The following is a 24,381-nucleotide window of genomic DNA, read 5'->3' on the forward strand; positions in this document are numbered from 1 at the left end:
AAGAATTATGCTCTTTTAATTTGATTAATAACAACCAAAGTGATAATTAAATAAATAAAAATAATAAATTAAAAGAGCTATTAAACTTTTCTTATTTAAAAAATTATATCTAATCTAATTCTATAAAATTTGAATTAGATAGATTTAGTAGAGGATTGATATGGAATTAAATTTAGAAACTCTAATTGATAAAACCTATGCAGGTTTTCTTGCAATGAATATAGGAATAAGATTAGGAGCACCGGTAGAACCAACTGTCTGGACATCAGAGAGAATAGAGAGAGCTTATGGAAATATTGTCAATTACGTAAAGGATTTTAAAAACTTTGCAGCAGATGATGATGTTAACGGACCTGTCTACTTCTTGAGAGCTCTTGATGATGGAAATTATAAGGAAGCACTAAAAGCAAATGATGTAGCTCAAGCTTGGTTAAACTATGCAAGAGAAGAAATCGGAATGTTTTGGTGGGGTGGATACGGCGTTTCAACCGAACATACTGCTTATCTAAATTTGAAAAACGGTATCAATCCCCCACTTAGCGGAAGTATAGAAGTTAATGGGCAAACGCGAGCCGAACAAATTGGTGGACAAATTTTTATTGACACTTGGGGGTTTGTATGGCCTGGCAATCCTCAAAAGGCAAGTGAATATGCTATAACAGCTGCAAGTGTTTCTCATGACGGAGAAGGACTGTATGGAGCAAGTTTTATAGCATCTTGTATAGCTCAAGCTTACATTTGTGATGATATAAATCAAATAATACAAACAGGCCTTAGTTTTATTCCTAAAAAATCTACTTATTCAAAAGTAGTAAATGCAGTTATTAACTTTTATAATAATAATAGTGAAAATTGGAGAGACTGTTTAAAATATCTTCAAGAAAATTGGGGATATGATAAGTACAAAGGAGTGTGCCATATAATTCCTAATGCTGGTGTTTGTATAATGGCTCTATTATATGGAAAAGATATAAATGAAGCTGTTGAGATTGCAACAATGGCAGGATGGGACACAGACTGTAACGCAGGTAATGTTGGATCTATTATGGGAGTTAAAGATGGCCTTTCTAAAATTAAAGAATGTTATAGAAAACCAATAAACGACTTTATAGTATTAAGTGGAATAAGTGGATACTTAAACACTCTAGATGTACCAACATATGTAAAGGATTTAGTAAGTTGGGCTTATAAATTAAGAGGAGAAAAAGTTCCTGACCAAGTTAAAACAACAAAAGGTGAAATTAACTTTGATTTTGAACTTCCAGGTTCCACTCACGGCTTTAGGGTCTCGAATACAAATCAAACTCAAATAAGTCATTCAACTGAGTTCTCTCACAGTGGGAAAGGAAGCCTTAGAATTATTTATGACAGAATGAAGAGAGGAGAAACAAGCCGAATCTACTATAAACCATTTTATAGAAGAGAAGACTTTGATGATGAGAGATACTCACCTGCATTCTCCCCTACTGCATACCCAAATCAAAAAGTTAGTATGTACATATATAGTGATAAATTCTCAGGTGCTTCAGAATTTATAATAACACCTTATGTAAGAAACAGTTCAACAAAAGAACTTGTTTATCTAAAGAGTTTAACATTAGAAGAAAAAACCTGGACTAAGATTGAATTTACAATCCCAGATCTTGATGGAGCTGTTTGTGATGAAGTTGGAATAAGCTTAGAATCTAATTCAAGAATTAGGGCTTATGATTATGGATTCTTATATCTAGATGATTTTACAATTACAGGTAAAGCTAACTATTCTATTAAAATGGATAAACAAAAGCTAGAATTTAGAACCATAACACCTTTTGCTATCAATCATGGAGCTTGGAACATAGAAGAAGATAAATTAAGTGTAATGTGTTTAAATCACGGAGAAGCTGTAACTGGTAATTATTATACTCAAGATGTAGAAATTGAAACTGACATAACAATAGAAAGTAAAAATAATGGATTATTAGCTCTTAGAGTTCAAGGAGCTCAAAGGGGCTATTATGGTGGTTTTTACAAAGGTAAAATTGTAATTGGAAAAACAGTTAATGGAAAATTTGAAGTTCTAAAAAATAAAGCTTTTGAAATTACTAGAGATAAAGAATATAAAGTAAAATTTAGATGTGAAAATAATATTTTATCATTATATATAAATAACAATTTAGAGTTAACTTGCTTCGACAATTCATATAAATATGGAATGGTTGGATTATCAATGCAAGATGGTGGTAGAACATCATTTGGAACTTTAAGTATTAGAGAATTATAGGAGATATCATGTATACTGTTGAAGAATTGAGGGAAAACAAAAGCCTCAGAGATAATAGAGCTTGTGGTGCTTTATCAGGCCTAGCTATTGGAGATAGCTTTGGAGACGCTGCAAGAATGAAAGAAAATAGAGTTAACTACGGCATTACCACAGACTTTAATTCAGGGGCAGCATGGAGCACCGATGATACAGAATTTGCTCTTTTAACAGCAAAGACTTTAATAAAAACTAAAGGTAATTTTACAAGTGATGATGTAGTAAATGCTTGGCTTGAAGATGTTGTTGTTCAAGATGAGTTTAAAAGAGGTGGCAAAAGTGAAATTAGAGCTGCTGAAAACTTAAAAAAAGGCCTTAGACCCCCGGAAAGTGGTAAATTTAACACTTTCCATATGAGTGATGGAACTGCTATGAGAATTCCCCCTGTTGGAATTGTTTGTGCAGGACAAGAGGAAAAAGCTGTAAGACTTTCTAAAATTGATGCTGAAGTGAGTCATTTTAGAGATGGCGTTTGGGGCGCTCAAGCCGTAGCAGTTGCAGTTTCTCTTGCTATGGTTGACGCTCCTTGGGATGAAATCTTTGAGAAATCAATTGCAGTTATTCCAAAAGAAAGTTGGTTATATTATTCAATGAATAGAGCCATGGATATAGTAAGTAATAATGATTTACTAGATGCATGGATGCCTCTTCACGATGAATTAATAACCACAACTTGGGCAACAACAGCTGAAGCCATTCCTGCAGCATTTGCATGTTTAAAATTAGAGCATTCATCTTTTAAAAAAGGTGTTATCTTAGCTGGTAACTTTGCTCGAGATGCAGATACTATAGGAGCTGTTGCAGGATCTATCTTAGGTGCAAAATATGGTTTAGATGCTATTCCAGACAAATGGGTTCAAAAAACTAGATACCCTAGTGGTACTTGTTTAGACTTTACCAAAGGAATAGATATTTTAGAAATGGGAAAACAATTAGGTGATTTGATTTAATTATTAAATATTTAAATTGCCTTATTACTAAAATGCAGCGAAAGAATATTCGTTGCATTTTTTTAGCTAAATTATAAATACTAGATTTTCTTGATATAATACTACACTCTAGGTAATTTTAGTAAATTATCATTTTCAGTATCATTTGGTTCAGAGCGTACATATTTCTCTCCATTTGCACTTATAGCTCTTACTACATAAGGGAATGGGGATTTAAACACCTTAATACTTTGAGGATGATTAGAAAGATAATCATAAATACTAGCCTTAGAATATCCTTGAAGTCCTTTCCCATTTTCAAAATCAATATATAAATATTTAATATCTATACAGTGATTACTATCCTTATGCCCCTCATTCATTTTAATTTTTTCGACATAATAAGCCATTACTTCCTCCTAATAATAACTGGTCTATAATACCAGTATAATTTCTATTGTTTATTACCATCTATAAATAAATAGATGATATGTTTTTATAAGTGATATAATTGTGGGCAGAGGGCCTCATTTTCAATAAACTTTAAAGTTTTAAAAGGAGTCTGTCCTCGGTCCCAGTTTTCCTTATCGGTTGATTAAATCTTTGAGTTTCATTCATGCGGGAGATTGGAAAATGGAACCTATTTTTAACCTTGGAGGTTAGTATGAGTATCGTTGGTATCGACATTTCAAGTACTTCGGCTACATTTTGTATTCTTGGCAATACAGGTGTTATCGCACAAGACAATTTTCCACTAAATAAAACTGGTTTTAACAAATTATTATCTACTCCCGGAATTAACAAAGATACTACATTTGTCATGGAATCCACTGGGAAATATCACTTAACTTGCTATCATTATCTACTAAATCACAACATGATAGCTTATGTTGTAAATCCGTTGCTTATTAAGCAATACAAGGATACAATTACCTTAAGGAAAACTAAGACTGATAAGTCCGATGCTCTCCTTATTGCAGGGTATGCAAATAACCCTAGTATTCAATTTGAAGGGAGAAAAACTGAGTTGGAATCTGAAAGTAAACTTCTCTCTAGAGATAGGATTGCTAATAGCGAGCAACTTGCAAAAGCTAAGACTAGATTGAAGGGAGATATAGCTGTATCCTTCCCTGAATTGCATAATATTAACGTTTTTACTGATTCTTGGCTCAATTTGTTGTCTGTGTATGGTTCTGCTAAACAAGTAGCTTCTGCCTCTACTGTACAACTTGCTAAAGCTATTAGAGGAACTAGAGTAAAAAGTACTGAGAGAGATAAAAAGCTTGCTAAAAAAGCCAAAGAATTGGCTAAAGATTCTGTGGGTGTAGATCTTCATGCAGCTATTACCAAGCATCAAGCTAAAACTGTTCTTTATCTTAAAAAGGAAGACAAAGAACTTACAAAAGCTCTCATAAATATGGAAAAAGAAATTCATCCACAAGAGATAGAGATTATTACTTCTTTCCCTGGTATTAGTGATACAACTGCTGCACATTTTATGGCAGAGATTCAAGATATTCACCGATTTAGTCGCTACCAAAAATTGATAGCTTTCATAGGAACTGATCCAACAATCTATCAATCTGGAAAGGAAGATAGGCATGGTAAAATTTCCAAACGAGGGAATCGAGTCCTGAGAAAATATTGCTATCTGATGGCAACTAATAGCCTTAGAAGCAATCCAGTTTTGGCTGAATATTATTCTAGAAAAAGAGAACAAGGTTTCCCTCATAGAAAAGCTATGATTGCTACAACAAATAAACTTATTAGGGCTATTTACGCCCTTTTGATTAGAGGCGAAAAAGCTAGTATTCAATAATTTAAAATCTTTTTCCTTAATCATAATTGTTTATAGTTGACTCCTTTTTAATTGTTTTATAGCTAACTAAATAATAACATATAGTTAGTTAACTGTAAAATAAAATTATTTTTTTCATAATTATATATGGAAATTTTAATTCAAAACTTTTTGAAAATATTATATTGAATTATTAAATCAAAGGGTATACACCTAATATGTCCCATTTAAGTTGACACTTACGAATGAAAGAAATTTAAAAACAACATTTAATATTTGTAGAGGCAATACTCAATGAGTAGAGCCTCCACAAAATATATTTTAAAGCACTGGTTTACTATTTTGTATTCTTTTTCAACAGAAGATTCCTATAAAACCGTTAGAATTAATAAAATAATTTAATCAAATATACATAGAAATTAGGCCCTCATTCATTTGTTTACATTTTTCAAATGCCATTGTTATATCTTCTTTTTGGGTTACTTCAATTGAATAATGGAACTCATAAAATCCACCTAAATCTACTTTAAAATTAGTCTCCCAATAATTATTCATTATCCAAGAATATGTCTCTTTTTTGTTAAATTCTTTACCATCAATATCTAAACGAATAGCTTTTGAATCTAGACTGCCAAATGTTACCAAAGGAGCATCTAATGTAGAAATAATCAAATTCTTATGTTCATTTTCTAACACAACACCATTTTGTAACAGATAAAATTCGGTACAACTACCTGGCAATTGATCTATTCCAGGACGAATTATTGCTCCCGTTTTATCTATATATTTATAGCTTTGATTATCTAATTCAAAAGGTAGAGAAACATAAACATTTTCAGGGTCCCATCTACTTTTTTTATTTAAAATAACACTAACATCAATTTTTGGAAGATGTTTGAATATTTTGAAGAATACATTATAGATTCTAGTACCTTTTAATTTATACTCTAATTTAAGCTTAACATATACTTGCCCTTCTTCAATTATTTCTAGATTTGTTAATTTGCCTACAAATCTTTGAGTTGCGGGACTTTTACGACTTCTGCCCATTTTACGCCTTACTTCTAATTGATTATTATCTTTAGGCTTTGTAATTTCATAACAACCGTTGAATGGAGCGATAGCAAAATCATCTTTTAATATATTTGTCTTATCGCTTTTATCAATTATACTAACTATTCCAACATCCTGTGATAAGTTTATTTCAAAATAATCTGTCTCTATTTTATCTACTGATACTTCATATTCTCCATTTATGACAATGTCTTCAATTTGATCAGCTCCAATATGAGCGTGATTTTTAATCGTCAATTCTCTCTTAGTAGAGGCTAATCTTAAATATACAATTTTCTCAGCTTTAGCTTCCATCTCTAAAATAATTTCAATCTCGTAAGCTCTTGGAATTTTGACAATCTGATGAGGAATAACTTTACCAGTTTCTTTATCAACAACTTCAAACTGAGTGTCTAAACAAAATTGAATTCCATCAAGATACTCCCAATATTCAACAAATAATTTCACATTAGACATAACTTTAAAAGGATGAGGATTTATTACTTTAAAATTTTGATGTCTTTGGTATCTAATTCCACATTCGCCTTTCTTAGCTAATATTTCGTCTAAAGCAAATGATACTTGAGTATTAGCATTGGTTGCATAAGCATTTTTTTTAGTTTCTAAATTCACAACTAAAAAATCCCAGGGTTCACTAACTGAAGAAGAATACCCCCAAGTGTGCTCACTAAACAATAAAAGCTCATCTTTAACTTTATCTAATTTTATTTTGTCTATTAATTCACACTTTGGATCTAATTTTTCACATAAATCTAATTTTCTTTGGGCTTCCCTAAATACCATAACTGATGAAGGCGTTGATCCAATTCCATCAGCCCACCAATCTGTCCAATCACCTTTATAACTCTTAATATCTAAACAATTATTTCTTATATGGGAAAACAAAGTATCTAAAGTTACAATTTCAAATGAAATCTTATTATCGTATTCTTTATTTAATTCATTAACTCTTTTTGCTAAATCTGGATTAGGGAAACCATTATCAGTCAAAGCTCCTGAGACCATTACTGGTACAAAATCATAAGGATATTCTTCTTTTTCAAGATTATTCAAATATTTTTCAATTCGATTTTTACATATTTCCTTTTCTTTTAATTCTGTTTCTTCTCTAGATGAATTAAAGAAAAAGTTTTCATTTATTGGCTTATGATATTCATCCTTATACATATAAGAATTTCCAGCATAAGGAGCTAAAAACAACTCATTTCCAACATGATAGTGTTCACCATTCCACACTAATACTTTATTACCTTTAGGAGTTTCCCAATAGAAAGGTATTTGTTTTTTAAATAATGGGAACATTCCATGATGGGGATGTAAACAAGAATAAAAATTTTTTATTCCATTATCAAATAAAACATCTCCATAGCCCCAAGAAAAACCATTAATATCTGCACTCATGCCACATTTAATATCAATTTTTTTTTCAATACCATATTTACGCATTTTATCAAAACCGTGAGATAAAGAAGATTCATCTATTAATTCAGTTAAATTAAAGTAATTTCCAGATATACCAATTTCTTTTGACTTTACGTATTCTTCAAATTTGTGAATCTCTTTTTTAGTAGCATATGAATAAAAATTCTCAACTTGCCAATAATTTTCACATTGCCATTTAAAACCTTCACAGTCCTTTAATTCACCATTATGAATCTTGTCTAAAATTTCAATTGCTTGTTTTATAAAATAATAATGATATCTTATAATTTTATCCTGTCTCTCTGTATACCCAATATCTGTATGAGAATGGTGTATTATAAATATTTTCCATGTTTTGTTCATAGCGACCTCTTTTATTTCGATGTATATAGTAAACCTTTTTCGCAATTTTTTTGTAAAAATGAGAAAAGTGCTATTGTTGGTATTGAAGCGATTACACAAGCTAAGAATAATAATGGTGGATTATTTTTATCCATTACAGAAAGTATTGACATGATTGTTTTAACATTATCAGATTTTGTAAATGTTAATCCAAACATTAAATCATTCCAAGACCATGCAAACTGAGTTAAAAAAACAACAGATAAAGATGCTTTCACCATAGGTAAAAACAATTGTATTAAAATTTGAAAATTAGTAGCCCCTTCTATTTTCGCTGATTCTGTTATTTCAGCATCAATTTCCAAAAAGTTATTTCTCATAACAAACATAATAAAAGGAATACAAATTGCTGTATAAAATAGAATCATTCCTATTCTTGTATCATAAAAGCCTATTGTATTATATGCTTTATATATTGGTATCAGATATAATTGAAATGGAAAAACTGTTCCACTATAAATAAATAAAAACCAAAAACCTTTATGTTTTATATTAAGATGAGAAAGGCCATATGCAGCTAATGTTCCAATTATAAGAGAGGATAAACTTCCAAATAAGGCATATATGAGACTATTAAAGACTCCATTAAATAATGGTAATCCATATATTATATTTTTAAAATTATCAGTAAAATTATTACCTTCTGGTAATCTCCAAAAACTTCCCCTTCCCATATTATATTCTATTCTACCTTTAAATAAATTGAGAAATACAAACAATATTGGAAGGATCCAGATTAAAGCTAACATAAGCAAAACTAAGGTAATAATAATTTTTGAAGTACTTTTTTTGTTATTTAACATATTTAATTATCCTTAAACGTATCTTTTAAATAAAAATACGAGATCAATAAAACAACTATTGATAAAATTATTGAAATAGCAGCCCCTATTCCCAAATGACCATAAATAAACGATTCTTTATACATTGTAAGTGCAAGCGTTTCAGAAGTTCGATATGGTCCTCCTTTAGTCATTACCCAAATATTATCAAAAACCTTAAAGGCATTAACTAATGCCATTAATAAAACAACTTTTATAGTTCCTTTTATCATAGGAAAAACTACTTTTATATAAACTTGAACTTTATTTGCTCCATCAATAATAGCAGCTTCAATTGGTGATGTATTCACTGAAGTTATTGCTCCAATAAATAATAATAAGTTTAAACCAATACCTTGCCATGATGTTATTAAAATCATGATAAAAGTATTTAAATAAGGAATAGATAACCAATCAAACACTAGGTCAGGTCTATTAAAAAGTTCCATAATTTTAGGAATCCCAGAACCTGAGAGCATAATCGACATTATCAACCCACCAACAGTAAGTGATATTGCTGTTGGTAGATAAAAAACATTTCTTAGAAGTTGCCTAAAATATGAATTAACAATAAATGTAGCTAATAAAAGTGGGAACAATAAAGAAACCACTAAATATCCTAGCACCCATGCAAGTGTATTTAATAAAGAAATTTTAAAATTTGCATCATTAAATAATAGAACATAATTTTTAAATCCAACAAATATTTTGTCTGAAAATCCATCCCAAGTATAAAAGCTAATTTTAAAGGTAAAGATTATAGAGGTTATAAAAAAACAACCAATAAATACTACTGCTGGAAGGATGTATAAATAATCCTTTGATATTAGTTTAATTCGATTTTTCAAAACAACTCCTAATTATTCTTAATAGCTAAAAACTTTATCAGCTTCTTTCTGTATTGTTTCTAACATTTCTTCAACACCCACATTTTTAAGTTGAAATTTCATAAATTGATCTAAAGCAACATTTCTGACATTTTCTGGAGTATTTTCATAATATCTAAGTAATAATGCATAATTTTCTGAGTCAGCTGTATAATCCATAATTTCTTTATAGATTGGATCATCTACAACAACTGTGCTTGTATTTACAATTCCTAAATTCTCATAAAAGAAAGTTTGTAAATCTTTATTATACCATTTCTTCAATGCCTCTAGTGCACTATCAAGCTCGCTACTTGACTTTGCAACTGCAATAGGTGCTATTTCAAAGAAAACTGATCTCTTATCACCTGTTGCTGAAGGTACGGCAAAAGAACCAAAATCTACATCAGAGACTAAGCCATAATCTCTACCAAATACTGTTATTTCAGGGGTTGGCTCTAACATCATAGCAATACTTCCGGTAGCTAAACTTTTTCGCCAATCTAATAATGGCATTGGTTTAGAGAAATAATCTGCATCAATCATATCTTTCCAAACTTGCATTGCTTCTACAACTTCAGGATCAGTATATTTTTTTGTTCCATCACACAAATCTAAATATAGTTGAGGACTTTGAATTGAAATCATTTGTTGGAACCATATAAAACCAGCCCAACTGTCATTTTTTATTCCAATAGGAGTGACTCCACTATCTTTAATTTTTTGACAAGCCTCTAAAAATTCAGAAAAAGTTTCAGGTTCTTTTTCTATCCCAGCTTTTTCAAAAACATCTTTATTGTAAAATGTAACATTATACAAAATACTATAAGGTACTGCATAAGCATGTCCTTCATAAGATAGAGCTGTTTTGATGTCTTCTGACAATCCTTGTGGTATTAAATAATTATCCCAAATGTCATCTAGATTATATAACAAATCGTTTGAAACAAGTTTATTTAATTGTGGGCCACTCCACCAAGTTAATAAACCTGGAGCAGATGAGTCTCTTATACTTTGTTGAATTACAGTTTGATAAGAAGCTGTATCTGGAGATGAAGATATATTTAACTTAACTCCAGTAGTTTCTTCAGCTGTTTTTTCAAATTCATCAATAATTGAATAATCTACAGAAACTAATTTATCATTAGCTAAAGTAACTGTTTTAGTCATACCCTTCTCGCTAACCGATTTCTTTTCATCACTACCACTTGCAAAAACTGCACATAAAGATGCAATCATTAACAATGCTACACTCATAACTTTTTTCATTTTTAACTCCTTTGTTTTAAATGTTATAACATAATAATATTACAATATAATAATTTGTCAATAAATATTTTTTGTTTTTATTTATAGTTTTATTTTCTTACTGAAGCAATAATTAGCGAAATTTTACCAACTATGGGTTTTATAATATACTCTTTTACATTAGCTGGTATAATAAATGTTTCAGCATAATGCACCTCAAAGGGCTCAAAAGAATTACCAATACTTACTATAAGAGCAGCTTTACCTTCTACAAGGTTCAAAACATGGACACTGTCTTCCATCTTTACTATATGTTCATTTTCAGTTGTTACTCTTAAAGTGTCTATAAATTCTCTACTATGTAAACCTGTTCTTTCAATTTTTGTTGATGAGGTCTCACTAAGAATTTTTCCTTGATTTACAATATTTGTATAAACCCAGCTTGTATTTCTATCCCATTGAATATTATTTAAGCCATGTTCTAAATGTATAGGCCGAGGAATTCCATCAAGTCCAACTCTATCCCAATCCCAAAGTTTAAAAGTAAATATATAAGGTGTTGCACTAATCTCTAATACCATAGTATTCCTACCAGAACAATGTATTGTTCCTGCAGGGATTAAAACATGATCATGTTTTTTAACTGGTATTTTATTTATATATTTATTTGCATCAAATGATATTTCACCTTTCTCAGCACTTATTAACTCTTTTTCCATTTCTTTAGGATCTATGTTTTCTTTCACCCCAAGATAAACACAAGCATCTTTACTCGCATCTAGAATATAATAGCTTTCATCTTGAGTATAATGCATACCAAATTTCTCTTGTATATATTCTGTTAAAGGATGAACTTGAAGAGATAAATTCCCTCCCTCCATTGTATCAAGTAAATCAAACCTTATTGGAAATTCTCTACCAAATCTAGCATGAACACGATCTCCGAGGAGTTCAACTGGTCTGTATAATACCAAATCCATTGTTGGAATTTCTATATAATCATTTTTAAACTGAATGTTAATACTGTTTTCTTCAGGAATTCCATCAAAACTCCAAGCATAATTATCTTTACAAGGATCAAGTTGAAAAGTATTTTTCATCCATTGACCACCCCAAACACCAGGATCAAAATATGGTTTCATTCGAAATGGTCTGTTTACTATTTCATTTAAAGCCATCCTAAAATTATTACCACTAACCATCTTAGGAAAATCTTTTAATGTAGTATCAACTAAATATTCAATTTTATCAAAATATTTTATTTTATGCCTATCAGCAATACGCCACTCAATAAAATAACCTCGTTTGAATTTACTTAAAATAGCATCATTATGATTATTAGCTAACCAATTGCTTTGTCCTTGTCTATATCTAAGTTCGATTTCCCATCTAGGCATGTCAAAATAAACTAACAAACCTTCTTCATATACATAAGAAGCGCCTACTCCAAAAATTATTATAAGATTATTATCATTTTTTATTTCAATTATTTGGGATCTTGCAGCCTCAACTAAGTCAGGATCAAAACAATCCTTGACAGTTTTCTGAGACATATAACCAAATACTCTATCATCGGTTATATTATCTTTGAAAATATCATCAAGAGTATCACAATCAAATAACAAATCTTTAGTATTTATTAATAAAGAGGGGTTAAGTAATTTTAACTCATTTAATACTTCTATCTCATCTACTCCTGGATATAAATCACATATTAGAATATTAGATTTATAACCTAATTTTTCTTTTAATGTTTCTAAAATATCTTTATATCCTATTGTTAAGGCAATATCAGGCTGCTTGAGCCTAATTTTAGGGTTCAAGTCATAATTGCCATAATTATTATATTTCATTTTTAATTCATCCTTAATATGTTTTTATAAATCCATTGAATATTTATATTTTTCTCCAGGATAGTAACTTGTAGTATGCTCAATCAAATCATTATCTTTATTAAAGCTTTGTCTAACTCTTATAAAAACGGGATCTTTTTCATTAATTTCTAATAGCTTTGCAATTTTCTTATTCGCGGAAGCAGCTTCTAAGGTATCATGTGCTCTATGCACTATAATATTTTTTTCTTCCTTTAAATACTTATAAAATGAGTCTGTGTAATACCTCTCATCTGTATCAAGATTTAAATCTTTTCTAATATATGTTTCTGAGTATACTATCGGAATATCTCCAGCACACCTTATACGTTTGATTTCTAAACATTTATCTCCTTCATTTACGTTCAAGTATAAAGCAATTTTACTACTAGCCTTAATTTCTTTAACACTACAAAAACTAGTTTTCATAATAATTCCATGTTCTTGCATTTCTTCAGAAAAGCTTCTAATTGATTTAATTTGCTCATCAATTTTTTTATATCTTACTATTGTGCCTATTCCTCTTTTAGCCTCTAAATACCCATCTTGTGTTAAATTACTTATTGCTTGTCTAACGGTTATCCGACTAACTTCATACTCTTTCATTAACTCTTTTTCGCTCGGTAAAATATCTCCACAACTATATATTTCTTTTTTAATTTTATCTTTTAATATTTCATAAAGTTGATAATATAAAGGGCTAGCTCCTTTTTCTTTATTTAAACTCATTTTATTTCTCCTCTAGATATTTTTTTAAAAGTCCATAACAAATTACTTCGGATGTATCATATTTACAATCTATTTTAATATTAAAGTCTTTACAATAATTGCTCAAATCATCTGAATAAAGAAAGAAACCTTTAGCAATCTGACCACCTAATATCAACCTATCTGGCTTATATTTTTCGCAAAATGGATACAAAGCTTCAAATAACCACCTACTAAATTCTTCAAATAATAATAGAGCTTTTTTGTTTTTTTGCTCCCCTAATTTTTGCAAATTATAACCATCAATAATTTTACCAAAATATTTTAAACTTAATTTATTAAACCCCCTAACTGAAATATAGTCGTCAATTATTGAGTCTTTGAAAGGTTCATTATAAATCCAACCATTCTTTGGAAGATTTTGAGATAAGTCTAATTCTCCCTTATTAGTAAAAGAGGTCCCAGCGCCTGTTCCAATACATAAATACATTATTTTTTCTTTATTATAGACTGGATTTAACTGACAACACCCTAGAGCAAATGAAGCTATGTCATGTAAAAAAATAAACTTACAAGAATTAATCCAATTATTATTTAATTGTTTTATTCCTGATTCTATTGAAATACCATAAAGACTATCATATTTATTTATACCTTTCATGTAGCTTATACCATTCTCATAATCAAACGGTCCAGGGAAAGCCATCGCAATTGCACAAATTGTATTATTTTCTTTTTTCATTTTATTAAGTACAAATGAAAAATGGTTCAATATTTCTATTTTATTCAAATTGGACTTTGATGGGAATTTTTTTTGCTCTACTACAATAGATTTTGTTTCTAAATCTATTAGAAGACTTTTTATTTCTGTTCCTCCCACATCAACACATAATAAAGTATCCAAGAATACCTCCTATTAATATAATGTTATAATATTATAATTATACTCAAAAAGCAAGCATTATATTTTAAAATAATTTAAAGAAGTAAAATCAATGAAAAATTTTCTAGATTTATAAATAGAAAGTCTTCAAAATCTACTCTCTTAAAAAAACATATATTGCTAGCTCTATATCTTCAATGCAACGTCACAGAGTTTCTATTTTTAATTTTTGCAATGCAATATTCGTATGTATTTTTAATTTAATGAAATTATGATTGTATTTTTCAATAAAAAGTTCAATTTATTTGCATTATCATTCCAACTTACTAAAATGGAATTTTCAAGTTTATTACAATTAATAATATTAATATTAATCTATCAACTCGTGTAATAGCTAGAAATTTAGAAAGTAATAAAAGTTTTTGTTACAAATATCTAAAAAATAGTAGAATGCATGATTTAAATTATAATTCAATTACTAAATATAATGAAAATAAATCATTATTTTTATTTGACCCGATACAAACTGGAAAAACTTCATATATAAAAAATCAATTAAATATCAAGCCTGTCTTAAAATCTCCTTATAAATAAATCACTTGATTTATTATATTAAGGAGAAAATTATTATAACAAATTTAAAATCAAGCAAAATAATATCACAAAAAAACAAAATTTAAATTAGCTTTTGTAAATATGATTAACAGAAAAATATTAATATATCATCTTAAAATACTGAAGCTTCAAAATTTAATGATTTTTCATTTAAATAATAAAAATTTGGTCCATAATAGCTTAATGATATAATCCCAACATTACTAGAATTAGCAGTTGCTCCTAACTGAATTTCTTCGATATCTTCAGGTAAAGCTGCTCCGGAATCTTCACTCCAAATTGCTAAATGTATCCTATCCTCTTGTAACAGGCTCATCATCCAATCAATGTCTTCATTCCAAATAGAATCAGACATTAAATATTCTATCATTTCATTTGAACCATAGCTTCTAGAAATTAAATATCTTAAATTATCGAAGTGATCTTTCGTATTATATCCATATCCAGAATCTTCTATATCACTACTAAGAGCTAGTATAAAATAAATACCTTCATCAGGGTCTACCCGTATTACATAACTTTCAAATTCATTATGAGGAAGTGGTGGAATAACAAAATAAGTATCTACGCCCACATCTAATTGGTTATAATAAATTTCTTCCCTATTTAAATCATCAAAAGTCATTCCCATATCCAAACCAAATGGGCCGGCAAAAATTCCTACTGAAACAAATAAAACGGTAATAAATAAGATGAATTTTTTTTTCATAAATCCCCCAATTAGTTTCATCCTAACACATAAAAAAAATAGAGTACAGATAAAAACTATAAAATAATAAAATAGTTGTTATAAATAAATAGATTTTCTTTGCATTATTTTATTATAATATGACTTCAAGATTTAACTTAACATATGCTAAGATAATAAAACTTATTCCAGAACAAAATATTTTCTATAATGTTTATTAAGATTTGATAAATTAATTGATATATATTTTCTACTTTCCATTTAACATTAAATTAAATTAAAGACAAAACAATGGAAACAATACTTCTAAAATTAATTAGAAGATTTTATTGTGATAAAAAAAACAAGGATTCGTGAAATTATTTTTCTTCTGTCTAGTAACTCGTCTCAGTATACTTTTATTCCTTTTTTACTCAATAATATAGTTTTTTCCCCATTAAATATACTATAACCATATTTTCCTTCTATAATAGAAAAAGGAAGAAGCCCTATTCGAGATAATAAAACTTCACCACTCATATCCTTTAGTTCTTCTTTACTAGAAAATTCTTCATAAACACCTTCAATATAACAATTGAACTCAGTTAAATTTTTATAATGATACTTTAGTTTTGTAATAGTTTCTCCCTTTCTATTAATTATTTTGTAATTAATTTTATCATTAACGATAGCATATTCACTATCTCCAAACCCCTCTTCTAATTTATTTTCACTTTGAATTATTAATTGACCACAAGTATTTATAATCCCTTTTGTTCCATCAAGTTCTTCAACCCATGCAAAACCTTTTGAAAATTTTGTACAAAATTTAAATTCTCTTTTAAACTGTTTCTCGCCTTTTTTGTTGATATAAAAGTTAATATTATCATCATCTTGACTTATCTTTATCAATCCATCAGATCCTTTTTCAACATTTAAAACATCTTTTTCAAATAAAGGTTTAAAATCCTTATCATACAACATATAACCATTTATTGTTTCTACCAAAAATAAATTCCTCTCAAATAAAGAAATCTTACCATTTAAAACAGAAACATCTAGAACATTCTCTTCAAAATCTAATACATGAGTAGTAATATCATCAACATGAGCCAAAATTGAATCACATCTTTGGATAGATGGACTATCTTTAGCTAGTTTTCTCAAACTTAGATGATCTTTACGAAGAAACCCAAAACCTAGGTAGTGTACTAAACTAAACCGTTTACCTTTTAGTTTAAGAAAAGCAACACCATTATGATTAAATAGAATTTTCACTCCTCGTTTGTTTTCAGCTTCACACCAAATAGGATCATCTTTATCAAAAAAATTTATCCTATCATATCTAGGTTCTACTATATATTCTCCTTTTTTTGTAATAATACCTTCATAGCTATGATATCTTCTTTTTGTCACTGATACTAAATATTTATCATCACCTATATATGAAATTCTATCTAATTTCATTTCATTTAGAAGTTTTAAATTAGAATCATATAGTTGGTAAAAACCTTTGTTCTCTATAGCATAAGTATCATTATCAAATTGAATAATTGAAGAAGCAACATAATCTAATACCCTATTCCCATCTAAATCTACCAACCCATAGTTTATTTCATCGGTCACAATTATTAGTTCTTTGTTTTTATTAGACATTGCTTTTCCTTATTTGTTTATCGGATTTCGAAACTTAGTTATTAATATTTATTTTATTGAGCCTATAACTTAATCATTATTTTATTGCTTATATTTAATTAAAAAAGCTCTTATTTAATGATTAGTTAAAAAGATTATAGGAATATAAGGTTTTTCATTATTTCAATTTTTAAGGTTAACCTTTAAACAGGTATAAAGATGATCTTAAATGATATAATTAAAACAAAACCTATCAAAGCTGCACTACTTTAATTGTTAAAAATATTAATCAAATAGACAGGATTATTCACAAATATTATTGATAAAATAATCAAAATCTAAGAAGCTATCATTTATTTTATTTTTATAATTCTTCTAGTTCTTTCTCCAAATCCTCTATTTAAATTAATGAATGAAAAGAAAAATACAACAATTTTAACAATTAGTAATATTAATCAAATTAAACACTAATTTATACATTGTCCACTTTTTTTTAAACAAGCAGACTTAAGATTACAAAAAAATAGAACTCAATTACTAATATATAATTTAGAAGCTAATAATTTTTTTATAATTGATTCATAATCCAATATTAATGAAATACTAATAGTGGTAAAATCTTAAGTGTCATATAATCAAAGTCAAAGATTCTATTAATTAGAATCTGTAAACTTTTTTTGTCTAATTGAAAATAATTATAAATTACCACTTATTATTTTTGAAAGGATCATTAGTTGTAAAAATTGGTCCATTAGATCCTATATTTAATTTGTTTGTTGTAGCTATTGGACCATTTGTTCCTATGTTTAAATTATTTGTTGAAAGTGATGGTACACTAGAGCTTATATTTAAATTATTACTTGTTAGACTTGATCTATTCGTATTTATAATTGGGTTATTTGATGTAAAGGGGATTGGCGTTCTATTAGTGATAAAAGCATCTCCTGGATTATTAAAGTTTGGAACTCTATCTGATTGTCTAAAAGGGTCTTTATTAAGATTAAATGGATCATTATTGCTTAGAGTGAAAGGGTCCTTTTTCCCAAAATCAAAAGGATCATCAAAATTACTCATATTTTTCTCCTCCTATATTTTTTGAAATACGGTTATGAATTTGCCATAAATCAAAAATATTGTATTTGATTTTCTTTTTTTCTTTATTTTTAAAATTCCAATCATAGAATTTAATAAAGTCAATTATTTCATCACTCAATTTGGGATATTTTGTCCCTAATATTTTCTTTATATACTCACTATCATGATAATCGAATTTGATATCCCATGTATTTGCGCTATTAGTTAATTCTATTTCTTTGTACAAAAAACTCATTAATAAAAGGTAGGTTCTATCAATTACCAAATTAAAATATTTGTTACAGTCCTTTGCTAATGATGAAATTTTTTCATTATAATAATTATTTACTTTATCATCATTTCTCTCATATATTTGATTTGAAATAATATACTTGAAGCTTTTAAAAATCTCACTATCTAATAAACATTTCCCCTCTTGGACTATTGTAATTGAAAAAAAATCTCCAGAAATTAGTTGTTTTAAGAAGTGACTTGTTATACTGATATTTGTAGCGATGCTAATATTCGTCTCGTCTATGATATTGTCTATAAAATGGTGAAGCTTTTCTAATTGTTCCTGAATTGGATAAACTGAATATAAAAGTAATAAATCAATATCAGAATTTTTATTTCTCTCTTTTCTTGCTGTTGAACCAAAAACTACAATTGAATCTATATTATTATTAATTTTTAAGTTTCTTCTTTTATTTTATCAAGTATTTTATCTATTTTTTCATAATTTTTTATAATTCTTTCGCCCCTTTAAACTATGTTATTGTGTATCAAATATATATAACTAACAAATTAATATTGTTAATTATCTTATTATTTTAAGTATTTTATAATTATTGCTATTTGTCAAGTTTTTTAACTCTAATTTTCCCTTCAACACATCAATATATGCTATAAGCATTGATTTCAAATTATTAAATCTAGGATTTGTTCTCACTTTTACTTATAACAACTTTTCTACAAGTTATACGAGAGATTTTAAATAAATGCTTAAAAATAAATAGCTAATAATGTGATTAATTTAATATTACCTCATTATGCAAAACTACACATCATATAGATTTAAAAATAAAGCTTTAATTTGTATCATAGGACTTAAATCTTATTAGTATAATACATCTCTCACAACACTTGGACTCTATTTTTCCATCATTTGGACAACGTTATGTTCATGTGGACAAATTAAATTTCTATCTTCAATTTTCTCAAATTGTTAGCAATCCGTCTTTCCTTTTCCCAATATATTTGTCATTTATTTATAATTTGTTAATTTTTTTTAAGAAAAAAAAATAGAAGGAGATGTCATGCATAAGCTAAACATAAGTTAATTAATTCAAATAAAGATTATATTCAATACTCTAATTTAAACAATAATTAAGTAAAGCTTTTAATTTTAAATATCAACTATTTCAGCATTAGTATGATATTTTTTCCAAAATGAATATTTTCTTCCATGATTTTTATGTATATATTCCCAAAATGCGTCATGTTTTGGAACTTGCTTCCAATCTGTTATTTTATGGCTTAAATCTTCTAATTTTTTAATTAAATTCACAGCCTTATCGTATTCTTTTGTTCTAGCATTATCTAAAATTTTTAATACAACATCTCTATACAAAATAGTTACTATTAAATAATTTTTAACCTTTAAAAAGTTATTGATAATATCATAATTATACCATACTAATTCTTCTCTATTTTTTATATTTTTATAAAAATATATTTCAGCGATATTATATCGCTCTACATCAAATAGAAATTTCATATTATCTCTGAAATACTCATTGTTTTCAGAATTAAAAATTTTATTTATCTGCTTATTGATTAATTCATTTTTTGATAAAGAAATAGGTAAGGCAGTTAATTGTTGTAGCTTTTTAAGCGTTGGATGAATTTCGAAAAGGAGTTGTGAGTATTCAATTTCTTTGAGTACATTACCTAACCCCTCATGGATTTTAATTAAAAGCTCTAACTTTCTTTCCTTATCGCTGCTATTTTTAACTGCATACCCCGCCATTTTATTTAATGCAATTTCATATTTTCCTTCTTCACAATATACACTTACAATTTCCAACAAATCAGATTTATCTTTGTTAGTATTATTACTAGCTAAGGCTTCTTCAAAGAGTTCTCCATCTGGAATATTTTTTGCTATATTAGCAATTAAGTTTTTGTTTATAAATATTAGGTTAGAAGATTTATTTAAGAGATGTGAAACTAATAATCTTTGTTCATCTTTAGTAAGGGATTTTGAAATACCACTTACAAAAAAGTAATCTGTATCAAAACCCTCCATAAATATTAACTTAAGGATCTTATTTAAAACATACTTGCGATCATCACATTTTCTTATATATTTAAATAATAAGCCTTTAGCTATAATTGAGAAAAAATCATAATTTTCTTCATTATTATAATAATAGTCATCTAAAATTGTCGTTAGCGTATCCCAATTATCATAAAAAGTTATTATTAATTCTATAGCTTTATAGCAATCTGATATTAATAATTCAATATCTTTAAAGTAATTAGTTAACACATTTTTTAAAGTGAATTCATTTTCATTTTTTATATTTTCAAAAACTTGTGCTAACCTTTGATAATTTTCATCTTCACTTTGGAAATAATTGCCTAGGTAATTATAAAATGATTCATCATTATCTGCATATTTTTCTATTAACAAAATTATATTATCTATTCCTAATTGCTTTAATACTTCTTTATCATTTTTTTTCATAAAATGCTCCTTTCGTCTTTAAATATTCATAAATTATTACTATATAAAACTTTGTTAATCTCATATCAAATTATGACACTTGTGAATTAATTTGTCACGCAACTTAGATTAGTATAAGCATTAATAAAGAATTTGTTATTTAATTAATGGTTTCATAACTTATAAAATATTCAAAAAAAAGCCTACATTATTATTTGAAATTAAAGCTTTCTAATTAAAACCTCTTTTACCAACAATATAACCTTCCATAACACAAGTATAAATTAAAACACTTGAATTAACCTAAATAGTGCTTATAATTAAAAATTACATATAAAATAAATCGAATTACTAATTATATAGGGGATTACAGTTAATGTTAATAAAAAAAAGATCTATTAGAAAAAAGCTATTAATAGGTATGCTCTGTGCTGTAATTATTCCTATTATAATTATTACTATTACTTCCCTTCAAATTACTTTTAAATCTATGGAAGAGCAACTTATATATAATAGAAGAATGAGCATTGGATGGCTCAAAGACAGACTTGATCTTGAGATAGATAAATACAGTAATTTATTTTATCAATTCGAAATTGTAGATTCGATGAATGATACGATAACAGATTGGTGCTATGAAGGAAATGAGGTCGATTATGAAAGCCAGTGGGAATTGATATCCTTTATGAATTCTAAAATTAACCTTAATAGTGATATTAATGCTATTGATTTATATAATTACAAACGAGATGAAGTATTAATATGTGCTAGAAGTGGTGCTTCTATCGAGCCTATCAACAATAAGCTTGCATCTTGGAAAATTAGAGACTTAGATAAACAATCTAATCTAGTTTTTATAAAACAAGATAATGAAATACTCGCAATTCATCAATTCTTTAAATTTGAGAACAAACAACCTATAGCCTTAATGGTTGTTCACATACGCCCCTACTCTCTCCAAGATATAATTGATAATATTAAAATGACTAGTAATGAAAGTGTTTATATATTAAATGATCAAAATGATATTTTACTTTCCTCTGTCGGGACTATGATACAAGAGGAACAAAATGAAATTATTACTATAAAAGATAAAATCAAAAATAATGAAACTAATGAGCTTTTTTTTAACAATTCCTATTGGTTTTATAAATCGGTAAGTAAAAATAAAATGGAAATATTATTGAAAATACCTAATGATGTTATAAAAGAAGCACAAAGAAAATCAGGTTTTGTTGGTTTAATTATTACAATAGCAACTCTTATAATTTCGATTATTTTTGTATATATTTTCTCGAGGTACATTACAAAACCAATTATAAACCTATCTCATCGTGTAAAAAACCTTACAATTGATGAACCAGAATCTATTAAGGAAAACTTAAAAATTAAAATTAAAGATAACAAGGATGAAATAGATACTCTAAATGAAAGTTTTATTACTATGGCGAAAAAAAATCATAATTTAATTGCTGATAAATATCAAACTCAGATTGAAAAAAGAGAAGCTCAACTTAAAGCGCTACAAGCACAAATTAACCCTCATTTTATGTATAACTCACTACAAGTTATCGGCGGTATGGCTGTCTCAAAACAAATGATGGATATTTATGAAATGACATTAAATCTAAGTGACATATTACGATATTCTTTAAATTTTTCACAAGATTCAGTACCAATTTCTGAAGAGCTTACCAATTTAAAAAGTTATCTTTTTATCCAAGATATGCGATTCCCAAATAAATTATCATATGATATAGATTTTTCAAATGACATTCTCGACTGTCATATTCCAAAGCTTATTTTTCAACCAATTATAGAAAATAGTTTCTCACATGGCCTATCCCATAAAAATGGAAAATGGATTATAACAATAAAAGGAAAAAGAATTGATGATGATAATATAGAAATTATCTTCACTGATAATGGCGTGGGAATAGACACTGATGAATGTAAAAAATTAAATAAACTTATGAAAAAATCTCCTAATAAAAGCTTAGATAGAAACTCCCATATTGGTCTGAGCAACGTTAATTCTAGAATTAAATTATTCTGTTCAAATTCTAATTGTGGATTAAAAATAATCTGCCCAAAAGATGGTGGTACTAAAATAATACTTCATCTTTTATCAAAAAAAGATAACAATAAAGGAACAATTAATGAGTTATAAAGTTGTCATTATAGATGATGAAAAATGGACGAGAGAAGTCGTAAAAGGAATCGGCAAGTGGGATGAATTAGGCTTAGAAGTTGTTGGTGAAGCTTCAGATGGAGAGTTTGGTTTTGAAATAATTAACAGAACAAATCCTGATATTGTCATTACAGATGTTTGTATGCCTAGAATAGATGGCCTTAAACTAATAGAAAATATAAAAAAGAGTGGGTTCGATTGTTTTATTATTATGATATCAGGTTACGATGATTTTTCTTACGTTCAAAATGCAATACGGCTTGGTGTAAGTGACTACATACTAAAACCTATAAAGCCCGATATTTTAAACACACAACTTAGAAATTGTGTACAAAAAATAAAGGAAAAAAGGACTGAAACAAAAGTTGGTTTTAACTTGAATTTTGTTTCAATAGAATTTGCTAAATATATAGACTATCGTTTAACTCTGATTAATAATGCTTTAATTTCTAGTTCTTTAGAAAAGATTAATCAAGAATTTGATATACTTGAAAAAGAAATTGAAAATCAATTTAAACAGATTGAGAGAAGAGATTTTTTAATTTATTTTTATTATAGATTATTATACAATCTTCAAAATTATATTATGAACTCTGGCTATCAGTATAAGCAATTATTCTCAAGCAAATACACATCATTTGTATTTGGATATGAGACTAAATTCATCAGAATGTTAACGTATTTAAAAGAATTATATATAGAAGCTATTTTAAAAATTTCTGAATTTAAAAACAAAAGAAATAAACTCGATATATCCAAAATTAAAGAATATATACAAATAAACTATTTAAATGAAATCACATTAGAAAAAACAGCTGATCTTTTCTCAGTAAGCAAAGAATATTTAAGCAAGTTGTTTAAAGAAGAATATAAAATTTCCTTTACAAAATATATCATCAAATTAAGAATGGAAAAAGCTATGCAATTAGTATTAGATTTAAAATTCCCACTTAAAAATATACCAGAAGCTTCAGGATTCTTTGATAATGCCCACTTTTATAAAACTTTTAAAAGATATTACCAAAAGACACCTTCTGAAATTAGATTAATATTAAAAAAACACAATAAAACTGATTAATTTTGACTACACCAAATCCAAAGATTTGGATTTATACTCAATACATAAACAAAAAAATCCATTTAAATTTGG

The 24,381-nt window shown here is 27.6% G+C and carries 18 protein-coding genes and 1 pseudogene; 5 read left to right on the top strand and 14 right to left on the bottom strand.

From position 1 onward, the window contains the following. The first annotated feature begins 160 nt into the window (after positions 1-160). Positions 161-2,263, top strand: a complete 2,103-nt coding sequence (locus tag ACZ5SO_RS06070) for an ADP-ribosylglycohydrolase family protein (RefSeq protein WP_464627480.1) — start codon at positions 161-163, stop codon at positions 2,261-2,263. A gap of 8 nt (positions 2,264-2,271) precedes the next feature. Continuing rightward, complete coding sequence (locus ACZ5SO_RS06075; RefSeq protein WP_464627482.1) at positions 2,272-3,249, top strand: ADP-ribosylglycohydrolase family protein; 978 nt, start codon at positions 2,272-2,274, stop codon at positions 3,247-3,249. Positions 3,250-3,350: 101 nt separating this feature from the next. Here the strand turns inward: ACZ5SO_RS06075 and ACZ5SO_RS06080 are convergent, their stop codons facing one another. Next, a complete protein-coding gene (locus ACZ5SO_RS06080) occupies positions 3,351-3,638 on the bottom strand; it encodes a DUF3892 domain-containing protein (RefSeq protein ID WP_464627483.1) in 288 nt (95 codons plus the stop codon). Between the two features lie 254 nt (positions 3,639-3,892). Here ACZ5SO_RS06080 and ACZ5SO_RS06085 point away from each other — a divergent pair, with 254 nt between their 5' ends. Continuing rightward, complete coding sequence (locus ACZ5SO_RS06085; protein WP_464624022.1) at positions 3,893-5,047, top strand: IS110 family RNA-guided transposase; 1,155 nt, start codon at positions 3,893-3,895, stop codon at positions 5,045-5,047. Between the two features lie 381 nt (positions 5,048-5,428). Here the strand turns inward: ACZ5SO_RS06085 and ACZ5SO_RS06090 are convergent, their stop codons facing one another. The 13 genes and pseudogenes from ACZ5SO_RS06090 to ACZ5SO_RS06150 all read right to left on the bottom strand — a co-directional run bounded on the left by ACZ5SO_RS06090 (position 5,429) and on the right by ACZ5SO_RS06150 (position 21,061). Further along, positions 5,429-7,885, bottom strand: a complete 2,457-nt coding sequence (locus ACZ5SO_RS06090) for a glycoside hydrolase family 38 N-terminal domain-containing protein (protein WP_464627484.1) — start codon at positions 7,883-7,885, stop codon at positions 5,429-5,431. Positions 7,886-7,896: 11 nt separating this feature from the next. After that, positions 7,897-8,727: a carbohydrate ABC transporter permease gene (locus tag ACZ5SO_RS06095; RefSeq protein ID WP_464627485.1), complete on the bottom strand. Its 831-nt coding sequence runs from the start codon at positions 8,725-8,727 to the stop codon at positions 7,897-7,899. Between the two features lie 2 nt (positions 8,728-8,729). Then, on the bottom strand, positions 8,730-9,593 hold the full coding sequence (locus tag ACZ5SO_RS06100) for a carbohydrate ABC transporter permease (RefSeq protein ID WP_464627486.1): 864 nt from the start codon (positions 9,591-9,593) through the stop codon (positions 8,730-8,732). 18 nt (positions 9,594-9,611) lie between these two features. Beyond that, the gene (locus tag ACZ5SO_RS06105; RefSeq protein ID WP_464627487.1) at positions 9,612-10,880 is read right to left on the bottom strand and encodes an ABC transporter substrate-binding protein; all 1,269 of its coding nucleotides are present in this window, start codon (positions 10,878-10,880) and stop codon (positions 9,612-9,614) included. Between the two features lie 89 nt (positions 10,881-10,969). Then, complete coding sequence (locus ACZ5SO_RS06110) at positions 10,970-12,712, bottom strand: class I mannose-6-phosphate isomerase (RefSeq protein ID WP_464627488.1); 1,743 nt, start codon at positions 12,710-12,712, stop codon at positions 10,970-10,972. 24 nt (positions 12,713-12,736) lie between these two features. Then, on the bottom strand, positions 12,737-13,459 hold the full coding sequence (locus tag ACZ5SO_RS06115; RefSeq protein WP_464627489.1) for a GntR family transcriptional regulator: 723 nt from the start codon (positions 13,457-13,459) through the stop codon (positions 12,737-12,739). A 1-nt stretch (position 13,460) separates the two neighbouring features. Next, complete coding sequence (locus ACZ5SO_RS06120) at positions 13,461-14,342, bottom strand: ROK family protein (protein WP_464627490.1); 882 nt, start codon at positions 14,340-14,342, stop codon at positions 13,461-13,463. A 706-nt stretch (positions 14,343-15,048) separates the two neighbouring features. Then, on the bottom strand, positions 15,049-15,645 hold the full coding sequence (locus ACZ5SO_RS06125; protein WP_464627491.1) for a hypothetical protein: 597 nt from the start codon (positions 15,643-15,645) through the stop codon (positions 15,049-15,051). 366 nt (positions 15,646-16,011) lie between these two features. Further along, positions 16,012-17,259: a WG repeat-containing protein gene (locus ACZ5SO_RS06130; protein WP_464627492.1), complete on the bottom strand. Its 1,248-nt coding sequence runs from the start codon at positions 17,257-17,259 to the stop codon at positions 16,012-16,014. A gap of 681 nt (positions 17,260-17,940) precedes the next feature. Continuing rightward, the gene (locus ACZ5SO_RS06135; RefSeq protein WP_464627493.1) at positions 17,941-18,312 is read right to left on the bottom strand and encodes a hypothetical protein; all 372 of its coding nucleotides are present in this window, start codon (positions 18,310-18,312) and stop codon (positions 17,941-17,943) included. Beyond that, entirely contained in the window at positions 18,305-18,568 is a 264-nt protein-coding gene (locus tag ACZ5SO_RS06140) for a hypothetical protein (protein ID WP_464627494.1), read from the bottom strand. Before ACZ5SO_RS06140 ends, ACZ5SO_RS06135 begins: the two co-directional genes overlap by 8 nt. Before the next feature lie 231 nt (positions 18,569-18,799). Then, positions 18,800-19,000, bottom strand: a pseudogene (locus tag ACZ5SO_RS06145) (nucleotidyltransferase domain-containing protein); the annotation flags it as partial. Between the two features lie 717 nt (positions 19,001-19,717). Continuing rightward, the gene (locus ACZ5SO_RS06150; RefSeq protein WP_464627495.1) at positions 19,718-21,061 is read right to left on the bottom strand and encodes a DUF6880 family protein; all 1,344 of its coding nucleotides are present in this window, start codon (positions 21,059-21,061) and stop codon (positions 19,718-19,720) included. Positions 21,062-21,416: 355 nt separating this feature from the next. Between ACZ5SO_RS06150 and ACZ5SO_RS06155 the strand changes: the two genes are divergently transcribed. Both ACZ5SO_RS06155 and ACZ5SO_RS06160 read left to right on the top strand, forming a co-directional pair. After that, the gene (locus ACZ5SO_RS06155; RefSeq protein WP_464627496.1) at positions 21,417-23,210 is read left to right on the top strand and encodes a sensor histidine kinase; all 1,794 of its coding nucleotides are present in this window, start codon (positions 21,417-21,419) and stop codon (positions 23,208-23,210) included. Continuing rightward, positions 23,200-24,309: a response regulator transcription factor gene (locus ACZ5SO_RS06160; RefSeq protein WP_464627497.1), complete on the top strand. Its 1,110-nt coding sequence runs from the start codon at positions 23,200-23,202 to the stop codon at positions 24,307-24,309. Before ACZ5SO_RS06155 ends, ACZ5SO_RS06160 begins: the two co-directional genes overlap by 11 nt. The last annotated feature ends 72 nt before the right edge of the window (positions 24,310-24,381 follow it).

This window comes from Pleomorphochaeta naphthae, assembly GCF_055396005.1.